Origin of the sequence: Spirillospora sp. NPDC046719 (assembly GCF_040645715.1) — a bacterium.
GTDB lineage: Bacteria > Actinomycetota > Actinomycetes > Streptosporangiales > Streptosporangiaceae > Spirillospora.
In genome coordinates this window covers 1-19,462 of record NZ_JBEYYT010000028.1, presented here as the reverse complement: position 1 = coordinate 19,462, position 19,462 = coordinate 1, and the positions used below count along the sequence as shown (strand labels likewise).

The window sequence follows — 19,462 nt, the reverse complement described above, 5'->3', positions numbered from 1 at the left end:
ATTGCTGTTGCGCTTGTTATTTATCCGTGACGCCATGGTCATCACGCGAACGGCCGCGGGCGTCGCGCATGCGGCTGGGACGGGCGGCGGGACTCACTCCGCGGGGACGACGTACCGTCCGATGAACTCGCGCTCCTCCGGCGTGAAGCGGCGCAGCCGGTTGGCCTCCACGTCGAACGCGACGAGCGTCGAGGTGGCGGTCGCGTACACGTTCTCGTCGTCGCGCACCTCGTAGGCCAGCTTGAACGACGCGGCGCGCGCCTCCGTCACCCACGTCTCGACGCGGATCGGGTAGACGGTCGGCAGCAGCGGCAGCCGGTAGTCGATCTCGTGCCGGGAGATCACCATGCCCCGGACCGGCTGCTCGCCCTTGCGCACCGGGTCGCCGTGGAACATCTCCAGGCGCGCGTCCTCGAGGTAGCCGAGGAACTTGACGTTGTTCACATGGCCCTGGGAGTCGATGTCCCCGAACCGGATGTAGAACTCGTAGACGTGCCGGTACTCGGCCGCGGGCAGGTCGGTCTGCTGCATGTCCTCGCCTGGGGGTCGGGTGCCTGGGGTCCGGGGGCGGGGGTCTCCACCGGTCGGCCCGATGGTACCGGCCGGCGGCCAAGCCCTCGGTGCCCGCCCCGGGCCACCACCTCGGAGGGGGCCGTCTTGGGCGGGCGGCTCAGGCGGCCCTGTCAGGCCGGGGCGTCCCGCACCAGGCAGGGTCGCTTCGGGTCGAACGTCCAGCCCGGTACGAGGTACCGCATCGCCGCCGCGTCGTCGCGGTCGCCGAGGCCGTGCTCGACGTACAGCCGGTGCGCCGCCTCGACGCGCTCCTCGTCGATCTCCACGCCGAGCCCCGGCGCGTCCGGCAGCGCGACCTCGCCGCCCTCGATCCGCAGCGGGTCCCGGGTGAGGCGCTGCCCGTCCTGCCAGATCCAGTGCGTGTCGATCGCCGTGATGTCGCCGGGCGCGGCGGCCGCCACGTGCGTGAACATCGCCAGCGACACGTCGAAGTGGTTGTTGGAGTGCGAGCCCCAGGTCAGGCCCCACGCCTGGCAGAGCTGCGCGACGCGCACCGAGCCGCGCATCGTCCAGAAGTGCGGGTCGGCGAGCGGGATGTCCACCGCGTCCAGCCGGATCGCGTGCCCCAGCTCCCGCCAGTCCGTCGCGATCATGTTGGTGGCGGTCCGCAACCCGGTCGCCCGCCGGAACTCCGCCATCGTCTCGCGTCCCGAGTAGCCGCGCTCGGCGCCGCACGGGTCCTCGGCGTAGGCCAGCACATCGGACAGGTCCCGGCCGATCCGGACGGCCTCCTCCAGCGGCCACGCGCCGTTCGGGTCGAGGGTGATCCGCGCGGACGGGAACCGGACGGCCAGCGCCCGCACCGCGTCCGCCTCCTCGTCGGGGGGCAGCACCCCGCCCTTCAGCTTGAAGTCGGCGAACCCGTACCGGTCCCGCGCCGCCTCCGCCTGCCGGACGATGGCGTCCGGCGTCAGCGCCTCCTCGTACCGGACGCGCAGCCACCCGTCCGCGCCGTCCTCCGGCTCCGGGTAGGGCAGGTCGGTCCGGCGCCGGTCGCCGACGTAGAACAGGTAGCCGAGGACCGGGACCCGCGTGCGCTGGACGCCGTCGCCCAGCAGCGCCGCCACGGGCACCTCCAGGTACTGGCCCATCAGGTCGAGTAGGCATGACTCGATCGCGGTCAGCGCGTGGACGGCGACCCTCGTGTCATGCGTCTGCGGGCCGCGCCCGCCGGCGTCCAGGTGGCCGAACGCGGCGCGCACACCGTTGAGCACCTCGTCGGACCGGCCGATCCGGCGCCCCACGACCAGTTCCCGCGCGTCCTCCAGCGTCCGCCGGATGGCCTCGCCGCCCGGGACCTCGCCGACGCCGGTGGCGCCGGACTCGTCGGTGAGCAGCAGCAGGTTGCGGGTGAAGAACGGCGCGTGCGCGCCGCTGAGGTTGAGCAGCATGCCGTCGCGCCCGGCGACCGGCACGACCCGCATCTCCGTGATCCTGGGCGTGCTCATCGTCGTCCCGACCTCCCGGCTGCCCCCGTCGACCCCACCTCAGGGACGATAGGAGCCTGCGGTGATACCCGTCCAACACTGTTTGCGCATCGTCCGATGCGCGGGCTGAATCAATCGGCGTCGCCGCCCCCTGCCGAACAGCCGAACGGCCGCGCCGGCACCCGGGTGCCCGCGCGGCCGTTCACCGCCGATCAGCCGATCAGTCGCGGGTGAGCTTGCGGTGCGTCACCCGGTGCGGGCGGGCGGCGTCGGCGCCCAGCCGCTCGATCTTGTTCTTCTCGTAGTCGGCGAAGTTGCCCTCGAACCAGAACCAGTTCGAGCCCTCCTCCCACGCCAGGATGTGCGTGGCGATGCGGTCCAGGAACCACCGGTCGTGCGAGGTGATCACGGCGCAGCCGGGGAACTCCAGCAGCGCGTTCTCCAGGCTGGACAGCGTCTCGGTGTCGAGGTCGTTGGTCGGCTCGTCCAGCAGCAGGACGTTGCCGCCCAGCTTCAGGGTCAGCGCCAGGTTCAGCCGGTTGCGCTCACCGCCGGACAGGACGCCCGTCGGCTTCTGCTGGTCGGGGCCCTTGAAGCCGAACGCCGCCACGTACGCGCGGGACGGCATCTCGACCTGCCCGACGTTGATGTGGTCGAGGCCGTCGGAGACGGCCTGCCACACGGTCTTCTTCGGGTCGAGGCCGCCGCGGCCCTGGTCCACGTAGGAGATCTTGACGGTCTCGCCGAGCCGCAGCTCGCCGCTGTCCGGCTGCTCCTCCCCCACGATCATGCGGAACAGGGTGGTCTTGCCGACGCCGTTCGGGCCGATGACTCCGACGATGCCGTTCGGCGGCAGGTTGAACGACAGGTCGTCCATCAGGGCCCGGTCGCCGAACCCCTTGCCCAGCTTGTCCGCGACGATCACGGTGTTGCCCAGGCGCGGGCCCGGCGGGATCTGGATCTCCTCGAAGTCCAGCTTCCGGGTCTTGGCCGCCTCGGCCGCCATCTCCTCGTAGCGCTCCAGACGCGCCTTGCTCTTCGTCTGCCGCGCCTTCGGGTTCGAGCGGACCCACTCCAGCTCGTCCTGCAGGCGCTTCTTGCGCTTGGCGTCCTTGTTGCCCTCGACCTTCAGCCGGTCGGCCTTCTTCTCCAGGTAGGTGGAGTAGTTGCCCTCGTAGGGGTAGCAGCGGCCGCGGTCGAGCTCCAGGATCCACGTCGCGACGTTGTCCAGGAAGTACCGGTCGTGGGTGACGGCCAGGACGGTGCCCTCGTACTTGGCGAGGAACTGCTCCAGCCACTGCACGCTCTCGGCGTCCAGGTGGTTGGTGGGCTCGTCCAGCAGCAGCAGGTCGGGCGCCTCCAGCAGCAGCTTGCACAGCGCGACCCGACGCCGCTCGCCTCCGGACAGCTTGCTGACCTCGGCGTCGCCGGGCGGGCAGCGCAGCGCGTCCATCGCCTGCTCGAGCTGGCTGTCGAGGTCCCAGGCGTTGCGATGGTCGAGCTGCTCCTGCAGCTTGCCCATCTCCTCCATCAGCTCGTCGGAGTAGTCCGTCGCCATCTTCTCGGCGATCTCGTTGAACCGGTCGACCATCGCCTTGGTCTCGGCGACGCCCTCCTCGACGTTCCCGAGGACGGTCTTCTCCTCGTTCAGCGGCGGCTCCTGCTGCAGCATGCCGACGGTGAAGCCCGGCATGAGGCGCGCGTCGCCGTTGGACGGCTGTTCCAGACCGGCCATCATGCGCAGCAGCGTCGACTTACCGGTGCCGTTCGGCCCCAGAACGCCGATCTTGGCGCCTGGAAGGAAATGCAGGGTGACGTCGTCCAGGACGACCTTGTCGCCATGTGCTTTGCGCACACGCTGCATCGTGTAGATGTACTCGGCCATGTTTCAAGACTAGGGGGTCGCCGCCACCATTTCGTCGCCCTCCCGCCCCTTGCCCCGGCCCGCCACGGCGAACCACGGCCCCCAAAGCCCGCCCCTGCCCTCACCACTACCAAGGCAAGGAACCCAGGCCAACAGAACCAGGCCCCGCAAACCCCCAAACGATCTCGCCCCAAAGCCTCAAAACCCCGCCACCACCGCCCAAGAAGAAACCGCCGGGACGCACCCAACGACCGCGAGGAGCCAAGACAAGCACAGGCCGACAAGCACAGGTTGGCAGGCGCGAGCGGGCGAAGCAGGCGAGCACCGGCAGGCGGCGCCGAATAGCCGGGGCTAGAGAATCCGGTGTCGACGGACGGGCAGCCGGTCGTCCTCGCGGCTGGTCGGGGCGGGCTGGTCGGGGCGGGCTGGTCGGGGCGGGCTGGTCGGGGCGGGCTGGTCGGGGCGGGGGGTCGGGGATCAGGTGTCGTCGGGGCGGGGGGTGTCTACGGCGGGGAGGCAGACGCGGTCGCGGCCGGATTCCTTGGCGCGGTAGAGGGCGAGGTCGGCGGCCGCGAGCAGTTCGATGAGGTCTTCGCCGTGGGTGCGGAACAGCGCGACGCCGACCGAGACCGTGACCGTGACGGTGCCCTCCTCCGCGGGGACGGCGAGGCGGCGGACGCGGCCGCGCAGGCGCTCGGCCACCCGGCACGCCTCGACGGTGTCGGCGCCCGGCAGCAGGACCACGAACTCCTCGCCGCCGAACCGGCCCACCACGTCGTAGTCGCGCAGCTGGTGGCAGAGGGTGCTGGCCACGCCGACGAGCACCTGGTCGCCGATCAGGTGGCCGTGGGTGTCGTTCACCCGTTTGAAGTGGTCGATGTCGATCAGCAGCAGCGCGAGGGCGTCATGGGTGCGCTGGGCCCGGGACAGCTCGGTGTCGGCCTCCCGCTGCCAGGCCGCCGCGTTCAGCAGGCCGGTCTTGGCGTCGGTGCGCGCGGCGGCCTGCAGCTGCTGGTGCATCAGGCTGCGCTGCAGCAGCATCACCGGCGGCAGCGCCAGCACCAGCAGCCCGAGCGTCAGCGCGCTCGTGATCGCGACGAGGATGCCGACGCACAGCTCGACCACGTCCAGCAGCAGGCTCTCGCGCGTCCAGAGGACGTCCCGCCAGCGGCTCTCCGGGTTGGCGGCGTGCGCGGCCACCGCGACCAGCGCCGTGTTCACGATGGTGAACAGCGCCGCGCACCCGACCGCCGCCGGGATGCCCGGATACGCCTCCACCACCCATTGCGGCGCGCCCGCCAGCGGGTGTGGCACCACGACGTGGAACACCAGCGACGCGCATGCTCCGGCTATGCCGAGCGCCGAGGCGACCAGGCCCCTCCGGTAGACCAGGGTCCGGCGCACCCGGAACTGCAGGAGCGCCTGCAGGGGGATCGGGATCAGCAGCGCGTACAGCGGCGGCAGCAGCAGCGCCACGGGCAGCCACCAGGCCGACAGCAGGTCCCGCGCCACCCCCGCCGGCATGCCGAGGCGGCGGGTGGCCTCGATGCAGACCGCGCCGCACGCCAGCAGCGCCGCGAAGGTCGCCAGGTCGTGGAGCCGGAAGGGCGTGCGGAACAGCAGGGCGACGATCAACCCCAGATGGACGGCGACCACCGCCGGCACATAGACCACGAGCAGGGACGGACGCCCCAGAAGCGATCGGCGGCGGGGCACGCGGGTGAGTTCCCCGCCCCGGTCCTCGGCGGACGACTGCACTGCCGTCATCCTTCCCCCTTACACGCATCACGTTGTGTAACACGATAGTTGCAACGTGTGCGGAACGGGCGGGAAACAGGTACCTTCGGTAGGGCACATGCTGGTGACCGTTCTGGGCACCATGCATAGGAGGCCGCGGATCGGCGGACCTCGGCACATCCTGAGGGGGGCAACACCATGCGCGGCGTTTCCTGGATCTAGCCGGGCCGCAGGACCCCGACGGTGCGGGGGCGAAGACCGGCAGCGATCGATCTGCCGGCCCCGCCCCCGTCCGCTCAAGTCCGGTACCCCGAATCCCGGACGCCCAGGCGCCCGCCGCCGCATCGCGCATACTTCACCTCACTCATCGCATGGGCGCCTTCACGCACCGCCACCCTCATCGAATCGATGCCTCGCCCTTATGAGCTTTTAGGGCGGTGCTGTGGTGGCTTTCCGTTCGCAGAGGCCGGCCGACGCCTGGGTACTGACGGCCGGCCTGGTCAGGCGGCTTGGGGGGCGGGTTCGGCGGGGATCCCGCCTTCGGCGTCGGGCGGGGCCGTGAGGGCCCACTGGTCGGCGGCGTCGCGGGCGGCCTGGCGGTCCTCGTCGGTGAGGGCGCCGCCCCGCTGGACGGGGCGGAAGTCGGCGGTGCCCCGGCCCAGGTCGTGCCCGACGGTGTTCGCCTCGATCTCGGCGGAGAACCGCCACTGGCCGTCGCGCTCGTACTGGCGGACGCGGAGCCGGCCGGTGACCAGGACGGGCGTGCCGCGCCGGAAGTCGGAGGCGTTGACGTTGTCGGCGAGGCCGCGCCAGCAGTTGACGGTCAGGAACATGGTGTCGAGGTCCTGCCAGGAGCCGGCCTCGCGGTCGTAGCGGCGGGGCGTGCACCCGACCCGCAGGGACAGGAACGGCGTGCCGTTGCCGGTGACGGTGTAGTAGGGCTCGGCGGCGGTCCAGCCGATGACGGTGACGTGCGCTTCGTTCACGGGTCCTCCGTTGGTTCGCGACTTACGGAACCAACGGTGCCCGAGCCGTCACCGTCCGCGACAGCCTTGCGGGAAATGTGGATAACTATGCGGGCGGGCGCCCCAGGGCGATGTCCACGTCGTGCCGGAAGCCCGCGTAGACGCGCAGGTCGGCGGCGACGGGTTCGAGGACCTTGTCGCGGGCGACGCGCTCGATGCCCTCGCGCATGTGCTCTTCCATCTTGTCGCCGTGCTTGGCGGAGGAGAGCGCGACGAGGTTGCGGCAGGCGGACGAGGTGAGCCAGCCCATGCCGAGGGTGCAGGCGACCAGGACGGCGACGTACGGGATGAGCCCCGACCGGCCGATGAGGCCGCTCGGGTCGTCCCCGCCGACCTTGAGCACGCCGTAGGCGACCAGGACGCCGATCCAGACGACGCTGAGGACGGCGACCAGGATCAGGAAGTACTGCCAGGTCTTGACCAGCCACCACCAGCGCGGCACCTGGTTGAAGGTGGGCAGCGCCTCCTTGAGGGAGTCGCCGAGCGCCTCGGGGATCTCGGTGGCGTGCGAGCGGGCGGCGGCGCGGACGGAGCGGGCCCAGTGCACGGGCAGCTCGCCGGTGATGCCGTCGGTGACGCCGGCCAGGGCGTTGTCCACGTCGCCCTGCTGGGCGCCGATGGGGCCGGTGAAGGCGTTGCGGAGCTCCTCGCGCAGCTCGGTGAGGCGCATCCGGCGCAGCGGGTCCGAGCGGAGCCGGGTGATCAGGGCGCTGACGGGCCAGCCGACGAAGTCGGCGGCGCGCAGCTCGTAGGCGCTCTCCATGGCCTCGGCGACGGCGGGCGCGCCGGCGGCGTCGGTGAGGGCCTGGACGAGTTCGGTGCGGCGGCCCTCGTCGACGCTGGTGGGGGGCTCGGCGTCGAAGCGGTGCTCGGCGAAGCGCTCGGCGATCCGGTCGACGTCGGCGGCGAGGCGTTCGCTGCGGGCCCGGCGGGCGGCGACGGTGTCGACGAGGACGTCGCGGAAGCCGTGCACGCCGTCCTCGGCGACGGCGGAGGTGGTGATGATGCGCGGCTGGGCGAGGCCCTCGGCCTCCAGGAGGCGGCGCAGGTCGGCGACGCAGTCGTCGATCTCGTCGGGGGCGAGCCGGTCGACCTGGTTGAGGACGATCAGCGTGACGCCGGCGTACCGGGCGAACGGGACGATGTAGTTGCGGTGCAGGGCGGCGTCGGCGTACTTCTGCGGGTCGACGACCCAGACGAGCAGGTCGGCGATCGCCACGAACCGGTCGACCTCGGCGCGGTGCATGGCCTGGATGGAGTCGTGGTCGGGCAGGTCGAGCAGGACGAGGCCCTGCAGGGAGCTGTCGGCGCGCTCCAGGTCGAGGGCGCTGGCGCGGGCGTAGCGGTGCCGCTTGTCGACGTCGAGCCAGTCCAGCAGGGGGCCGGCGCCGTCGAGGCCCCAGACGCAGGCGTGCGCCTTCGAGGTCATGGGGCGGCGCATGCCGGTGGGCGAGAGTTCCAGCCCGCAGATGGCGTTGAACAGCGAGGACTTGCCGCTGCCGGTGCCGCCGGCGAGGGTGACGACGGTGTGCTCGCCGGAGAGCCGCAGCCGCTGCCCGGCCCGGTCGAGCAGCGCTCCGGCGTCGTCGAGGAGCGGCCGGTCCAGCCGTCCGGTGCCGGCCTCGACGAGGCGGTCCAGGCCGTTGAGCCGGTCGGTGAGGGTGGGGGCGGCGGGCTCGGCGCGCTCGGCGGGCACCTCCGGGGGCCCGCCGGGGACGTCCGTGGCGGGGACCGGGATGCCGCCGGGGCTCGTCGGCGAGCCGGCGGGCAGGGCCGAGGTGGTCATCGGGCGACCTCGAGGTTGTAGGTGGCCTGGTACAGCTGGACGGGGACGGTCTCGTCGGGGAGGCCGGCGCCGTCGAGCACCTGCCCGAACCGGATGGCCTCCTCGTCGAACAGCATCCCGATGCGGCTGCGCAGGTCGGCGCGGGCCTTGGCGCCCATGCCGCGCAGCGACTCGGCGCCGAACAGCGCCTTCAGCAGCCGCTGCGGGACGGCGCTGTTGCCGCCCTCGACGGCCACGTCGGAGGTGCCGTAGCCGAGCAGTCCGATCATCAGGACGAGGGAGACCGCCTCGGTGTCGAACGAGACGAGCTTGGCGACCGAGCGCTTGGTCACCCCCTCGGTGCGGATCAGCTCCTGGACGTGGTCCTGCCAGGCGCTGACGGCCCGGGTGACGCGGCGCGACAGCTCCGGGGAGACGTGCCCGATCTCGTCGCCGCGCCCGGCGAGCACCGTGCCGCCGGCGGGGTGGGCGCGCCAGCGGGCGACGACCTGCTCGGCGCCGTGCTCGGCGGTCGACATGATCAGCGATTCGAGGCCGCTGCGCAGCGCGGCCTTGAGCGCGCGCACACGGGCGGGGCTGCGGTGGCGCCGGTTGGAGCCTCGGCCGCGGCGCGCGCGCTGGACGTGCAGGGCGCGCAGCAGGTCGCCGGTGCCGGCGAAGTCCTGCCAGCGGGCGAGGACCTCGCCGCGCAGCAGGGAGCCGTTGCGGGTGGCCTCGTCGAGTTCGGCGAGGGCGGTGCCGTAGGCGGCCTCGACCTGCTGGGCGAGCTCGGCGCGCTGCTCGACCTGCGCCTCGACCTGGCGGGCCAGCTCGGGGACGCGGGTGCGGAAGCTGTCGAGGACGGCGGCGAGGGTGTCGCTGATGACGACCTCGCGGTCCTCGACGTCCTCGGCGACGCCGGTGAGCCAGTCGCGGATGTCCTCGACGGTCTCCTCGGGGAGCCGGCTCTCCTCGATCCGTGTCTCGGGGATCGTGAAGCGGCGGGCGTCGCCGACCTCGTGCTCGTCGAGCATCTCGCCGAAGTGCTCGACGACGTCGGAGCTGCCCTGCCCGACCGATCCGGCGCGGCCGCCGGGGCCGTCGCCCTGCGGGACGCGGGAGAGCACGACGCCGATCGTGGCGCCGTTCTCCTTGGCGCGCTGGAGCATCTGCCACACCTGCGCGTCGGCGTAGCGGGCGGCGGTGGTGACGCACAGCCACAGGTCGGCGGCCGCCATCAGCTTGGTGGCGAACTCGTAGTGGTCCTCGAAGACCGAGTCGAAGTCGGGGCTGTCGAGCAGCGCCAGGCCAGGCGGGAGGGCCTCGCTGGCGATGATGACCAGCTGGTCGCCCGCGATGGCGTCGGGCGCCGGGCCGCGGACGCGGCCCATCCCGGGCAGCAGCGGCCCCTCCATGAACCACTGCACGTGGTCGGGATGGCAGACCAGGATCGGGCTGCTGGTGGTGGGGCGGAGCACGCCGGTGGCGCTCACGCGGGCCCCGACGAGCGTGTTGACCAGCGTGGACTTGCCCGCGCCCGTCGACCCGCCGAGCACCACCAGCATCGGCGCGCCCGCCGCCTGGAGGCGGGGCAGGACGTAGTCGTCGAGCTGGTTGCGCAGCTCGTCGCGGGCCTCGCGGGCCTCCTCGACGCCGGGCACGTCGAGCAGGAAGTCGAAGGCGCCGAGCTGCTCGCGCAGCGCGGTCAGCGCTCTGACCAGCTCGCCCTGCCGGACCGTCGCGGCGCCGGACGGCGCGTGCTCTTCGGGCATGGCTTTCCGGGACGCGGGCTTCGCGGAGTCCTCGCCTCCGCGTCCGGTGCCCGCCTCCTCGTCGTGGACCGCGCTTCGCTCTGCGGGGGGTGTCACGGATCCCGTCCCAAGTCGGCTCGAATCATGTCGATCTCTCGCGCCACGTCGACCACGTCGCCCACGACCACGATCGCCGGGGGCCGGACTCCGCCGGCGGCCATCTCGTCGGCCACGGTGCCCAGCGTCGCGGTCAGCGTCCGCTGGCCCGGGAGGGTGCCGTCCTGGATGACGGCGACCGGCGTGTCGGACGACCGACCATAGCGCACCAGGGCGGGCGCGATGAGCGCCATCCGCTCCACCGCCATGAGCAGGACGAGCGTCCCGTGGGCGCGGCCGAGCGCCTCCCAGTCGACGGTGGACTCGGGGTGCCCCGGCGGGACGTGCGCGGAGACGACGTGGAACTCCTGCGCGACGCCGCGGTGGGTCACCGGGATGCCGGCCGCGGACGGCACCGCGACCGAGCTGCTGATCCCGGGGACCACCGTGACCGGGACGCCGTTGCGGGCGCAGTGCAGCGCCTCCTCGCCGCCGCGGCCGAAGACGAAGGGGTCGCCGCCCTTGAGGCGGACGACGAACTTCCCCTGCTTCGCGTGCTCGACGAGGTAGTCGTTGATCGTGTCCTGGGTGACGGTCCGGCCGTAGGGGATCTTCGCGGCGTCGATGACCTCGACGTCGTCGGCCAGCTCGTCCAGCAGCCCGCCGGGGGCGAGCCGGTCGGTGACGACGACGTCGGCCATCGCGAGCAGCTGCCGGCCGCGGACGGTGATCAGGCCCGGGTCGCCAGGGCCGCCGCCGACCAGCGCTACGCCGGACGGCTTGCGCCGGGAGTGCCGGGACTCCAGGGCGCCGTCGCGGAGCCCGTCCACGACGGCGTCGCGGATGCCGGCGGCGCGGCGCGGGTCGCCGCCGAGCAGCACCCCGACGGTGGCGTCGCCGGCCTGCCCGCTCGCGGGCGTCCAGGCCGGGGACGACTCGGCGTCGTCGGCCCGCACCGACCAGATCCGGGCGGCCTCCGCGTCGGCGACGACGTCCCCGTTGACCTTGGCGTCGTCGGTCACGGCCTGCACCAGCCAGGCGCCCGCGCAGTCGCCGCGCCGGTAGGGGCGGGCGTGCCAGGCGATGCGGCCCGCCTCGGCGAGGCCCTGCAGCGAGGCGGTCACCTCGGGCGAGACGAGGACGACCTCGGCGCCCGCGTCCAGCAGCGCGGGGACGCGGCGCTGCGCGACCCGGCCGCCGCCGACGACGAGGACGCGTCGCCCTCGAAGGCGCAGACCTAGCAGGTACGGGGGCACGTGGTGATTCTTTCGGACGCCGGTGACGGACAAGTGTCTTTGCGGAACAAAGGTACTCGGGTTGGCGAGTTCATGGAGAGGGGCTCCGGCCGTTCGATAGCCGAGCGTGACTCATTCCGAGATCAGCTCGTTACGGGGCGCCGCCTCCTTCTCGGTGACGCCGGCCGAGTCGAACGTGGCGACCTCGTGCAGCACCCGTACCGAGCCCTGGACCAGCGGCAACGCCAGCAGGGCGCCGGTCCCCTCGCCGAGCCGCAGCTCCAGGTCGACGAGCGGGCGCAGCCCGAGATGATCGACGGCGGCGGAGTGGCCGGGCTCGGCGGAGCGGTGCCCGGCGACGCAGCCGGCGAGGGCGTCGGGGCTCAGCGCGGCGGCGGCGAGGGCCGCCGATCCGGCGATCACCCCGTCCAGCACGACCGGGACGCGCAGCGCGGCCGCGCCGAGGACGAACCCGGCGATCCCGGCGTGCTCGAAGCCGCCGACGGCCGCCAGGACGTCCATCGGGTCGCGGGAGCCCGCGCCGTCGAGGAGGCCGTGCCGGGCGAGGGCCGTCCGCACGACCTCGACCTTGCGGGCGTGGGTGGCGTCGTCGATGCCGGTCCCGCGGCCGGTGACCCGCTCGGGCGGCAGGCCGGTGAACGCGGCGATCAGCGCGGCGGACGCGGTGGTGTTGGCGATGCCCATGTCACCGGTGATCAGGCAGCGGGCGCCCCGGCCCGCCAGCTCGCGGGCCACCTCGATGCCGGTGGCGACGGCGCGGCGGGCCTCGTCCGCGGTCATCGCGGGTCCGGCGGTCATGTCCGCGGTGCCGGGCGCGATCTTGCGGGAGAGCAGGCCGGGCGCCGGTTCCAGCGGCGCGGCGACGCCGATGTCCACGACGGTGACGCGGGCGCCGACCTGCTTGGCGAACGCGTTGACGACCGCCCCGCCGGCCACGAAGTTCGCGACCATCTGCGCGGTGACCTCTTGTGGCCAGGGGGTGACGCCCTGTGCGTGCACGCCGTGGTCGGCGGCGAAGACGGCGACGGCCGCGGGCTCGGGCAGCGGCGGCGGGCACCGCCCCGCCAGCCCGGCGAGCCGGACCGAGACCTCCTCCAGCACGCCGAGCGACCCCGGCGGCTTGGTCAGCCGGCCCTGCAGGTCGCGGGCCTCGTCCATCGCGGCCCGGTCGGGCGGCGCGATGGCGGCCAGCGTCTCCTCGATCACGCCGCCTGCTTCCTTGTCCGGCACGTCGCCTCCCTCAGATTCCCAGCTCACCGAGCACCTCCAGCAGTGCGTCGTTGGACGCGCGGTCGCGCACGGCGATGCGCAGCCAGTCGGTGCCGAGGCCCGGGAAGGTGTCCCCGCGCCTGACCGCGTAGCCGCGCTGCCGCAGCAGCGCCCGGATGCCGAGCGCGTCGGGCACGCGCAGGCACAGGAACGACGCGCGCGCCTCGGGCACCACGTACAGGCCCCGGGCGGTCAGCTCGCCGGCCAGCCGGTCGCGTTCGGCGGCGAGGTCGGCGGCCCAGGCCCGCGCCTCGGCGATCGCGGCCGGTTCGCAGCACGCCTCGATCGCCACCAGCGCGGGCGTGGACACCGCCCACAGCGGCTGCGCGTCCGCCAGCCGGCTCACCAGGTACGGGTCGGCGAGCAGGTATCCGGCGCGCAGCCCGGCGAGGCCCCACGTCTTGGTCAGCGAGCGGATCACCACGATCCCGGCGGGCAGCCGGGTCGCGAGGGTCTCCGGCTCACCCGGGACGCAGTCCATGAACGCCTCGTCCACCACGACGGTCCGGCCGGGCCGGGACAGCGCGGTGATCGCGGCGGCCGGGTGCAGCACCGAGGTGGGGTTGGTCGGGTTGCCGATCACGACGAGGTCGGCGTCGTCCGGCACGGCGGCCGGGTCGAGGGTGAAGTCCTTGCCGAGGACGACCCGCTCCACCGCGTGCCCGGCGGACCGCAGCGCCGCCTCCGGCTCGGTGAACTGCGGATGCACCACGACCGCCTTGCGGGGCGTCAGGACGCGTGCCAGCAGCACGAACGCCTCGGCGGCGCCGGCGGTGAGGAGCACCTCCTCGGCGGCCCTGCCGTGCCGCCGCGCGACGGCCCGCCGGGCCGGGCGCGGGTCGGGGTAGCCGGCCAGGTCGGCGACGGACGCGCGGAGCCGGTCGGCGAGCCACGCGGGCGGCATGCCGGTGCGGACGTTCACGGCGAAGTCGGCGAGCCCGCCGCCGACCTCGGCGTCCCCGTGGTGGCGCAGGTCGACCTCGTCGGCGCCGTCGTCGGGTCCGGCGATCACCGGCCTGTGCCCGATCACGGCGCCCCCTGCTCGTACGACGGAGCGCCCTGCCCGTACGACGGAGAGCCCTGGCCGTACGACGGAGAGCCCTGGCCGTACGACGGAGCGGCCCGGCCCTGCGAGGGCGCGCCCTGGCCGAAGGGCTGCGGGGCCTGCTCGTAGTAGAGCAGCGCGTTGACGGCCGCGGCGGCGACCGCCGGGCCGCCCTTCTCCGAGACGTTGCTGAGCTGCGGAAGCCCGCTGGCCCGCAGCGCCTCCTTCGCCTCGGCCGCGCCCACGAAGCCGACGGGCGTGCCGACGACCAGCGCGGGCCGGACCCGGCGCGCGATGATCTCGAAGATCGCCTCGGGTGCGGACCCGACCACCCAGACCGCGCCCGGCCCGACCTCGGAGTAGGCGATGCGGACCGCGGCGGCCGGCCGGGTGATCCCGGCGGCGCGCGCCATCCGCGCGGCGGCGGGGTCGTCGGCGTGGCAGGCCGTCTCGCGGGCACTGATCCCGGCGGCGGTCATGTGCTCGTCGGTGACGATCGGGGCGCCGGAGCGCAGCGCGGACCAGCCCTGGACGAGGAAGTCCTCCGAGGTGACCAGGTCCACCGCGTACTCCAGGTCGGCGGTGGCGTGGATCACCCGCTCCGCGACGGCCCGCCACAGCGGCGGCATCGGCGACAGGTCGACCCGCGAGCGCAGGATCTCGTAGGACCGGACCTCGATCGGGTGGGGCTGGCGTACGGTCACTGCGCCTCCAGATTGATCATGGTCGGGTGGGTCACGGTCGGTCCTCGTGGTCGCCGGGAGGTTCGTCGTCGGGCACCTAGGGTTTCACGGGTCGCCGGTCGCTATGACCCGGCTTCGCCGGGTTCACCGGGTTCGCCGGTGATCCCGCGGCCGCCCGCGGCGGCCGGAGCGCCCGCCGCACGCGGCGCCGCCGGGACGATCCGGGCGACCGCCGCCGTGGCGCGCGCGGTCGCGCGCTTCGCCACGACGAGGCGTGCGCCGCCGCCGAGCGCACGGGCCCCGTGCAGGGCCGCCGCCTCGGCCACGCTCGCCGTCCCGGTCCGGGCCCGTACGCCCTCCGCCGGGTTCGGCACCGCCACCTGCGCCAGCACGCCCACAGAGTAGGCGACGAGGTGAAATCCGAGCATTTCGGCGGCATCGCGGACACCGCCCGCGCCCGCGCGGGCCTCCACGGTCGCCAGGCACGCGACGTCCTCGCCGCGCAGGTCGTCGCGGGCCAGCACGGCGCCGATCAGCGCGCCGATCTCGCGCGCGTCCGCCCGGCTGGACGCGCCCACCCCGATGACCAGCGTCACAGGACCGAGCGTCCGGGCGGGGGCGGGAGCGTCTCGATGCCCCTGATCCGCTTAGGTGCGGGCGTTCCGGCGACGGGGGCGGGGCGTTCGGCCCAGAGGAGGGTGATCGGGGACGGCAGCTCCGCGTCGCCGGAGAGCGGGATCGTCTGGAGGGTGGTGGCGTGCGCTATGAAGCCGTGGCCTGCGACGACGTCCATGAGCGCGGGGACGGCCCCGGCCGGTGCCGTGGCGACGAGGCGGTGCCGGGCCTGCGCGGCGCAGGTCGCGAGCGCCTCCGGGGACGGGTCCGCCAGGAAGACGGCGTCGGGAACCGGCAGGTGGTCCACGACCGTGCCGATCTCACCCCTGGACACCGCGACCCGGACGCCGTGCCTGCGGACGTTCTCCCGCAGCCGGACGCAGACGGAGTCGTCGCGGTCGAGGGCGACGGCCGCCGCGCCGAACCGGGCGCACTCGATCGCCACCGAGCCGTCGCCGGAACCGATGTCCCACACCATGTCCCCTATGCGGGGACCCAGTTTGGCCAAGGCGAACGCACGCGCCTCGGGTGTCAGAGCCGGTTCCCCACCGAAGGCGTCCTGAGCCAGCGCCCAGACCGGTTCCCTTAGAACGGGACCCGCGATCCATGTGGGCGTGTCCGCCGCTCGCCGGTTGTCCAGTACGAGGACCACGTCCGGCTTGTGCCACGGCCGCGTGGTCGCCTCCGCCGGACGGACGTGGACGACGCGCTGGGAGGGCCCGTCCACGTCCTCGCACACGACGAACGAGCGCGGCGTCTGCGGGAACAGCGCGCGTCCCAGCTCGGCGGGCCCCGCGCCAGGGGCGGTCAGGACGGCCACCTTGGGGTGCGCACGGCAGACGTTCACCGCGCGCCGGAACTCTGCGGCGGACACAACGAGCGCGTCGTCCCGGGACACGCCCGCCAGCGCGAACGCCCGTGCCGCAAGCGCCGTCCCGGAGCGCGGCGCGCCGTCGCGGCCGCTGACCGTGAGCACGGCTACCGCGCCATCCGCCCGAACATCCCCACCATGCGCTCTCCCTTCGCGTCGACCAGCACGACCTGCGCCGCCACCGGGCTCTCGGCCGACCCGGCCGCCTCGGCGGCGAGGCGTTCCAGCTCCCCGGCGGTGCGGCGGCACAGCTCCCGTCCGCACGGGCCGAGCCGTCCGGCGGCCTCCCACAGCTCGTAGGCGCGGCGCGGCGTCCCGGCCGCCTCGACCTCGGCCGCCAGCGCCGGGCCGCCGTCCATGTCCGCGGTGATCGCGGCCAGCGCGGGGACGCCGCCCGCGATCGCGGCCTGCTCGTCCACGCCGGAGACCAGCACGACCTGCGCGAGCCCCTCCCCGACCGCGGTCCGCAGCGCGTCGCGGCCGGCGGGGACGAAGCAGTCCTCCGGCAGTTGCGGCAGCATGCGGCGGGCGGTGTCCGCCGCGTCCGCGCCGTGCATCACCAGCGTCCGCCGTACCGCCGGCGCTTCCGTCGCCTGTATCCCGGTCATGGCCGTCCCTCCTGGTCGTGGGCGTCGAGCCTCCCGGAGGCCGCGCCCGGCCCGGGACGCGGCGCGCCGCGCGGCCCCGGATCGGTCAGCATGCCGGACCACCTTGCCGGAGATCGGGCGCGATGCGGCTGAAGACGAACATGTCCCGGTTGACGCCGTCGGCGTCGCGTTCCGCGCCGCGCGCCACCCCTTCGCGCAGGTAGCCGGCCTTCTCGGCGACCCGGATCGAGGCGTGGTTCGTGGTCAGGGCGCGCAGCTCGACCCGGAACAGCCCGCAGTCCCGCAGCGCCCAGTTCGAGACGAGCGTGAGGGCCTCGGTCGCGTACCCGCGCCCGCGCGCGCTTGACCGCACCCCGTATCCGACCTCGCAGGTCAGTTGCGCCCAGTCCACTTTGAAAAGCCCGATGGTGCCGATGAGGCCGCCCGTCTCGCGATCGGTCACCGCCAGGTGGATGCCGAGACCGAAGCGGTGCACCTTGTGGACGCCTTCGCGCAGGAACCAGGCGAGCGGCTCGGCCTCCAGCGCGTCCGGGAAGTTCGGCGGCAGGAAGTCCTCGCCAGCGCGGATCACCTCGATCAGGTCGGGCGCGTCGTCGAGCCCGAACGGGCGCAGGACGAGGCGCCCGGCCTCCAGGCGCACGTCCCCGGTGAAGACGTCCACACCGCTCCCTTCCCTGCCCGCAGGCGGGACCGTCACAGGCAGGCCGCGACCATCCGGCTGGCGAACCAGGGCGATCCGGCCCAGTGCACGTGAAGGTAGGACGCGACGCAGTCGCCCCGCACGAACCCGACCGGGCCGGACGTGGACCACTGCCAGGCGGCGGTCTCCCCGCGTTCGGGGTCCGTCACCGTGCGGTGGAACTCGTGCCCGTGCACCCGTTCGCCCGCGCGGGCGACGACCGAGTCGGCCACCGCCACCGCGGCACGATAACCCAGCGTCAGCCGCGGGGCCATGGCCGCTCTGGCGCCATTCAGCACACCGCACATGGGCGCGCCGTCGAGTTCCTCCGCGAGGTAGAGGAGTCCGGCGCACTCGGCGTACACGGGCCGGGACGCGTCCGCAAAGGCGGCCAGTTCCTCGCGCAGCGGCTCGTTGGACGACAGCTGCGCCGCGTACACCTCGGGGAACCCGCCCCCGACGACGACTCCGCGCGTCCCCTCGGGCAGGCCCGCGTCCTGCAGCGGATCGAACCGGACGACCTCCGCGCCCGCCGCTTCGAGCAGTTCCTCGTTCTCCGCGTAGCCGAACGTGAAGGCGGGCCCGCCCGCCACCGCGATCCGGGGGCGTCCGGGGTGCTTCTCCGGCACGGCGTCGGCCGGGTCCCAAGGCGCGGCGTCCAGCTCCGGCGCCTCCCGGGCGAGCGCGAGCAGGGCGTCGAGGTCGCACGACGCCGCGACCAGCTCGCCCAGCCGCCGGACGGTGTCCACCGCCTCCGCGCTGCGTTCGGCGGCCGGGATCAGGCCGAGGTGCCGGGACGGCGTCGCGGCGTCGTCGCTGCGGCGCAGCGCGCCCAGGACGGGCAGCCCGAGCTCCTCGACGGCCGCGCGGCACATGCGCTCGTGGCCGTCGGAGCCGAGCCGGTTCAGGACGACGCCGCCGACGCGGACCGTCCCGAACGACCGGAACCCGTGGACGAGCGCCGCCACGGACCGCCCGGCGGCGGCGGACGCGTCCACGACCAGCACGACCGGCGCGTCCAGGAGCGTCGCGACGTGCGCCGTGGACGCGTAGTCCCCTCCCCCGGCCGAGTCGGACGGCCCGAGGCCGGCGGCGCCGTCGTACAGGCCCATGACGCCTTCGACGACCGCGATGTCCGCGTCCCGCGCGCCGTGCAGGAACAGCGGCACGACGAGGTCCTCGGACGTCAGCCAGGGGTCCAGGTTCCGGCCGGGACGGCCCGTCGCGAGCGCGTGGTAGCCGGGGTCGATGTAGTCCGGGCCCACCTTGTGCGGCGAGACCCGCAGGCCGCGCGTCGCGAGCGCGGCCATCAGCCCGGTCGCCACGGTCGTCTTGCCGCTTCCCGACGACGGCGCCGCGACGACGAGCCGCGGGACGCTCACCACTCGATGCCCTTCTGCCCCTTCTGGCCGCTGTCCATCGGGTGCCGCACCTTGGCCATCTCCGTGACCAGGTCGGCGGCCTCGATCAGCCGCGGGTCGGCGTCCCGGCCGGTGATCACCACATGCTGGTTGCCGGGCCGGTCCGCCAGCGCGGCGACGACGTCCTCGACGTCGACCCAGCCCCACTTCATCGGATAGGTGAACTCGTCCAGCACGTAGAGGCGGTACTTCTCGGCGGCCAGGTCGCGCTTGATCTGCTCCCAGCCCTCGCGGGCGTCGGCCTCGTGGTCGGCCTCGGTGCCGGGCCGCTGGATCCACGACCAGCCCTCGCCCATCTTGTTCCAGGACACCGGCCCCCCTTCGCCGGTCCGCTCGTGCAGGCGGCCGAGCGCGAGCAGCGCGTTCTCCTCGCCGATCCGCCACTTCGCCGACTTGACGAACTGGAACACCCCGATCGGCCAGCCCTGGTTCCAGGCCCGCAGCGCGAGCCCGAACGCGGCCGTCGACTTCCCCTTGCCCGGTCCGGTGTGCACCATCACCAGCGGCCGGTTGCGGCGCTGCCTGGTGGTGAGCCCGTCGTCCGGCACGTATTCCGGCTTGCCCTGCGGCATCTCAACCCCTGCTTCCTGGATCGGCGGCGGTCTCCCCGGCGGTCACGCGGATTCCCCGGCGGTCACGCGAGGTCTTCTCCGGCGGTCGCGGGAGGTCCTCTCCGGCGGTCACGCGACGTTGCGCGCGCCGCCGCGCGCGTCACGGACGACCCCGGCGAGCGCGTCGGCGGCGAGGCGGTCGAGCCGGACGACCTCGGCGCCGAGC

At 73.9% G+C, this 19,462-nt stretch carries 17 protein-coding genes; all 17 read right to left on the bottom strand.

All coding sequences use genetic code 11. The features are described 5' to 3' along the window. Nucleotides 1-93 precede the first annotated feature (93 nt). The 17 genes from ABZ914_RS07815 to cobO all read right to left on the bottom strand — a co-directional run bounded on the left by ABZ914_RS07815 (nt 94) and on the right by cobO (nt 19,257). Nucleotides 94-531, bottom strand: a complete 438-nt coding sequence (locus tag ABZ914_RS07815; RefSeq protein ID WP_190864228.1) for an acyl-CoA thioesterase — start codon at nt 529-531, stop codon at nt 94-96. A 152-nt stretch (nt 532-683) separates the two neighbouring features. Beyond that, nucleotides 684-2,021 (bottom strand): enolase C-terminal domain-like protein, encoded by a 1,338-nt coding sequence (locus ABZ914_RS07810; protein ID WP_500192289.1) that lies wholly within the window; start codon nt 2,019-2,021, stop codon nt 684-686. 199 nt (nt 2,022-2,220) lie between these two features. Further along, entirely contained in the window at nt 2,221-3,885 is a 1,665-nt protein-coding gene (ettA, locus tag ABZ914_RS07805; protein WP_190864232.1) for an energy-dependent translational throttle protein EttA, read from the bottom strand. Between the two features lie 456 nt (nt 3,886-4,341). Next, entirely contained in the window at nt 4,342-5,631 is a 1,290-nt protein-coding gene (locus ABZ914_RS07800; RefSeq protein ID WP_190864234.1) for a sensor domain-containing diguanylate cyclase, read from the bottom strand. Between the two features lie 470 nt (nt 5,632-6,101). Continuing rightward, complete coding sequence (locus ABZ914_RS07795; RefSeq protein WP_387029043.1) at nt 6,102-6,587, bottom strand: single-stranded DNA-binding protein; 486 nt, start codon at nt 6,585-6,587, stop codon at nt 6,102-6,104. Nucleotides 6,588-6,672: 85 nt separating this feature from the next. Next, on the bottom strand, nt 6,673-8,412 hold the full coding sequence (locus tag ABZ914_RS07790) for a GTPase family protein (RefSeq protein WP_500192288.1): 1,740 nt from the start codon (nt 8,410-8,412) through the stop codon (nt 6,673-6,675). Next, nucleotides 8,409-10,259 (bottom strand): GTPase family protein, encoded by a 1,851-nt coding sequence (locus ABZ914_RS07785; protein WP_500192287.1) that lies wholly within the window; start codon nt 10,257-10,259, stop codon nt 8,409-8,411. Before ABZ914_RS07785 ends, ABZ914_RS07790 begins: the two co-directional genes overlap by 4 nt. Next, nucleotides 10,256-11,494, bottom strand: a complete 1,239-nt coding sequence (cobA, locus tag ABZ914_RS07780; protein WP_500192286.1) for a uroporphyrinogen-III C-methyltransferase — start codon at nt 11,492-11,494, stop codon at nt 10,256-10,258. The genes ABZ914_RS07785 and cobA overlap by 4 nt, the downstream gene beginning before the upstream one ends. 111 nt (nt 11,495-11,605) lie before the next feature. Further along, a complete protein-coding gene (gene cobT, locus ABZ914_RS07775; RefSeq protein WP_500192285.1) occupies nt 11,606-12,724 on the bottom strand; it encodes a nicotinate-nucleotide--dimethylbenzimidazole phosphoribosyltransferase in 1,119 nt (372 codons plus the stop codon). 10 nt (nt 12,725-12,734) lie between these two features. Next, a complete protein-coding gene (gene cobC, locus ABZ914_RS07770) occupies nt 12,735-13,793 on the bottom strand; it encodes an Rv2231c family histidinol phosphate aminotransferase CobC (protein ID WP_500192284.1) in 1,059 nt (352 codons plus the stop codon). Beyond that, nucleotides 13,790-14,512 (bottom strand): precorrin-8X methylmutase, encoded by a 723-nt coding sequence (locus ABZ914_RS07765; RefSeq protein WP_500192283.1) that lies wholly within the window; start codon nt 14,510-14,512, stop codon nt 13,790-13,792. Before ABZ914_RS07765 ends, cobC begins: the two co-directional genes overlap by 4 nt. A gap of 101 nt (nt 14,513-14,613) precedes the next feature. Beyond that, complete coding sequence (locus tag ABZ914_RS07760) at nt 14,614-15,087, bottom strand: cobalamin biosynthesis protein (RefSeq protein WP_500192282.1); 474 nt, start codon at nt 15,085-15,087, stop codon at nt 14,614-14,616. After that, entirely contained in the window at nt 15,084-16,082 is a 999-nt protein-coding gene (locus ABZ914_RS07755; RefSeq protein WP_500192281.1) for a hypothetical protein, read from the bottom strand. Before ABZ914_RS07755 ends, ABZ914_RS07760 begins: the two co-directional genes overlap by 4 nt. A 2-nt stretch (nt 16,083-16,084) precedes the next feature. Further along, on the bottom strand, nt 16,085-16,585 hold the full coding sequence (locus tag ABZ914_RS07750) for a hypothetical protein (RefSeq protein WP_500192280.1): 501 nt from the start codon (nt 16,583-16,585) through the stop codon (nt 16,085-16,087). 85 nt (nt 16,586-16,670) lie between these two features. After that, the gene (locus ABZ914_RS07745) at nt 16,671-17,246 is read right to left on the bottom strand and encodes a GNAT family N-acetyltransferase (RefSeq protein WP_387029059.1); all 576 of its coding nucleotides are present in this window, start codon (nt 17,244-17,246) and stop codon (nt 16,671-16,673) included. Nucleotides 17,247-17,278: 32 nt separating this feature from the next. Continuing rightward, nucleotides 17,279-18,649, bottom strand: a complete 1,371-nt coding sequence (locus tag ABZ914_RS07740; RefSeq protein WP_500192279.1) for a cobyrinic acid a,c-diamide synthase CobB — start codon at nt 18,647-18,649, stop codon at nt 17,279-17,281. Continuing rightward, entirely contained in the window at nt 18,643-19,257 is a 615-nt protein-coding gene (cobO, locus tag ABZ914_RS07735; RefSeq protein ID WP_500192278.1) for a cob(I)yrinic acid a,c-diamide adenosyltransferase, read from the bottom strand. The genes ABZ914_RS07740 and cobO overlap by 7 nt, the downstream gene beginning before the upstream one ends. Nucleotides 19,258-19,462: the final 205 nt, after the last annotated feature.

Coding starts and splice junctions, on each gene's coding strand:
- ABZ914_RS07815 (WP_190864228.1), bottom strand. CDS start 531: ATGCAGCAGACCGACCTGCCCGCGGCCGAGTACCGGCACGTCTACGAG.
- ABZ914_RS07810 (WP_500192289.1), bottom strand. CDS start 2,021: ATGAGCACGCCCAGGATCACGGAGATGCGGGTCGTGCCGGTCGCCGGG.
- ettA (WP_190864232.1), bottom strand. CDS start 3,885: ATGGCCGAGTACATCTACACGATGCAGCGTGTGCGCAAAGCACATGGC.
- ABZ914_RS07800 (WP_190864234.1), bottom strand. CDS start 5,631: ATGACGGCAGTGCAGTCGTCCGCCGAGGACCGGGGCGGGGAACTCACC.
- ABZ914_RS07790 (WP_500192288.1), bottom strand. CDS start 8,412: ATGACCACCTCGGCCCTGCCCGCCGGCTCGCCGACGAGCCCCGGCGGC.
- ABZ914_RS07750 (WP_500192280.1), bottom strand. CDS start 16,585: ATGACCGGGATACAGGCGACGGAAGCGCCGGCGGTACGGCGGACGCTG.
- cobO (WP_500192278.1), bottom strand. CDS start 19,257: ATGCCGCAGGGCAAGCCGGAATACGTGCCGGACGACGGGCTCACCACC.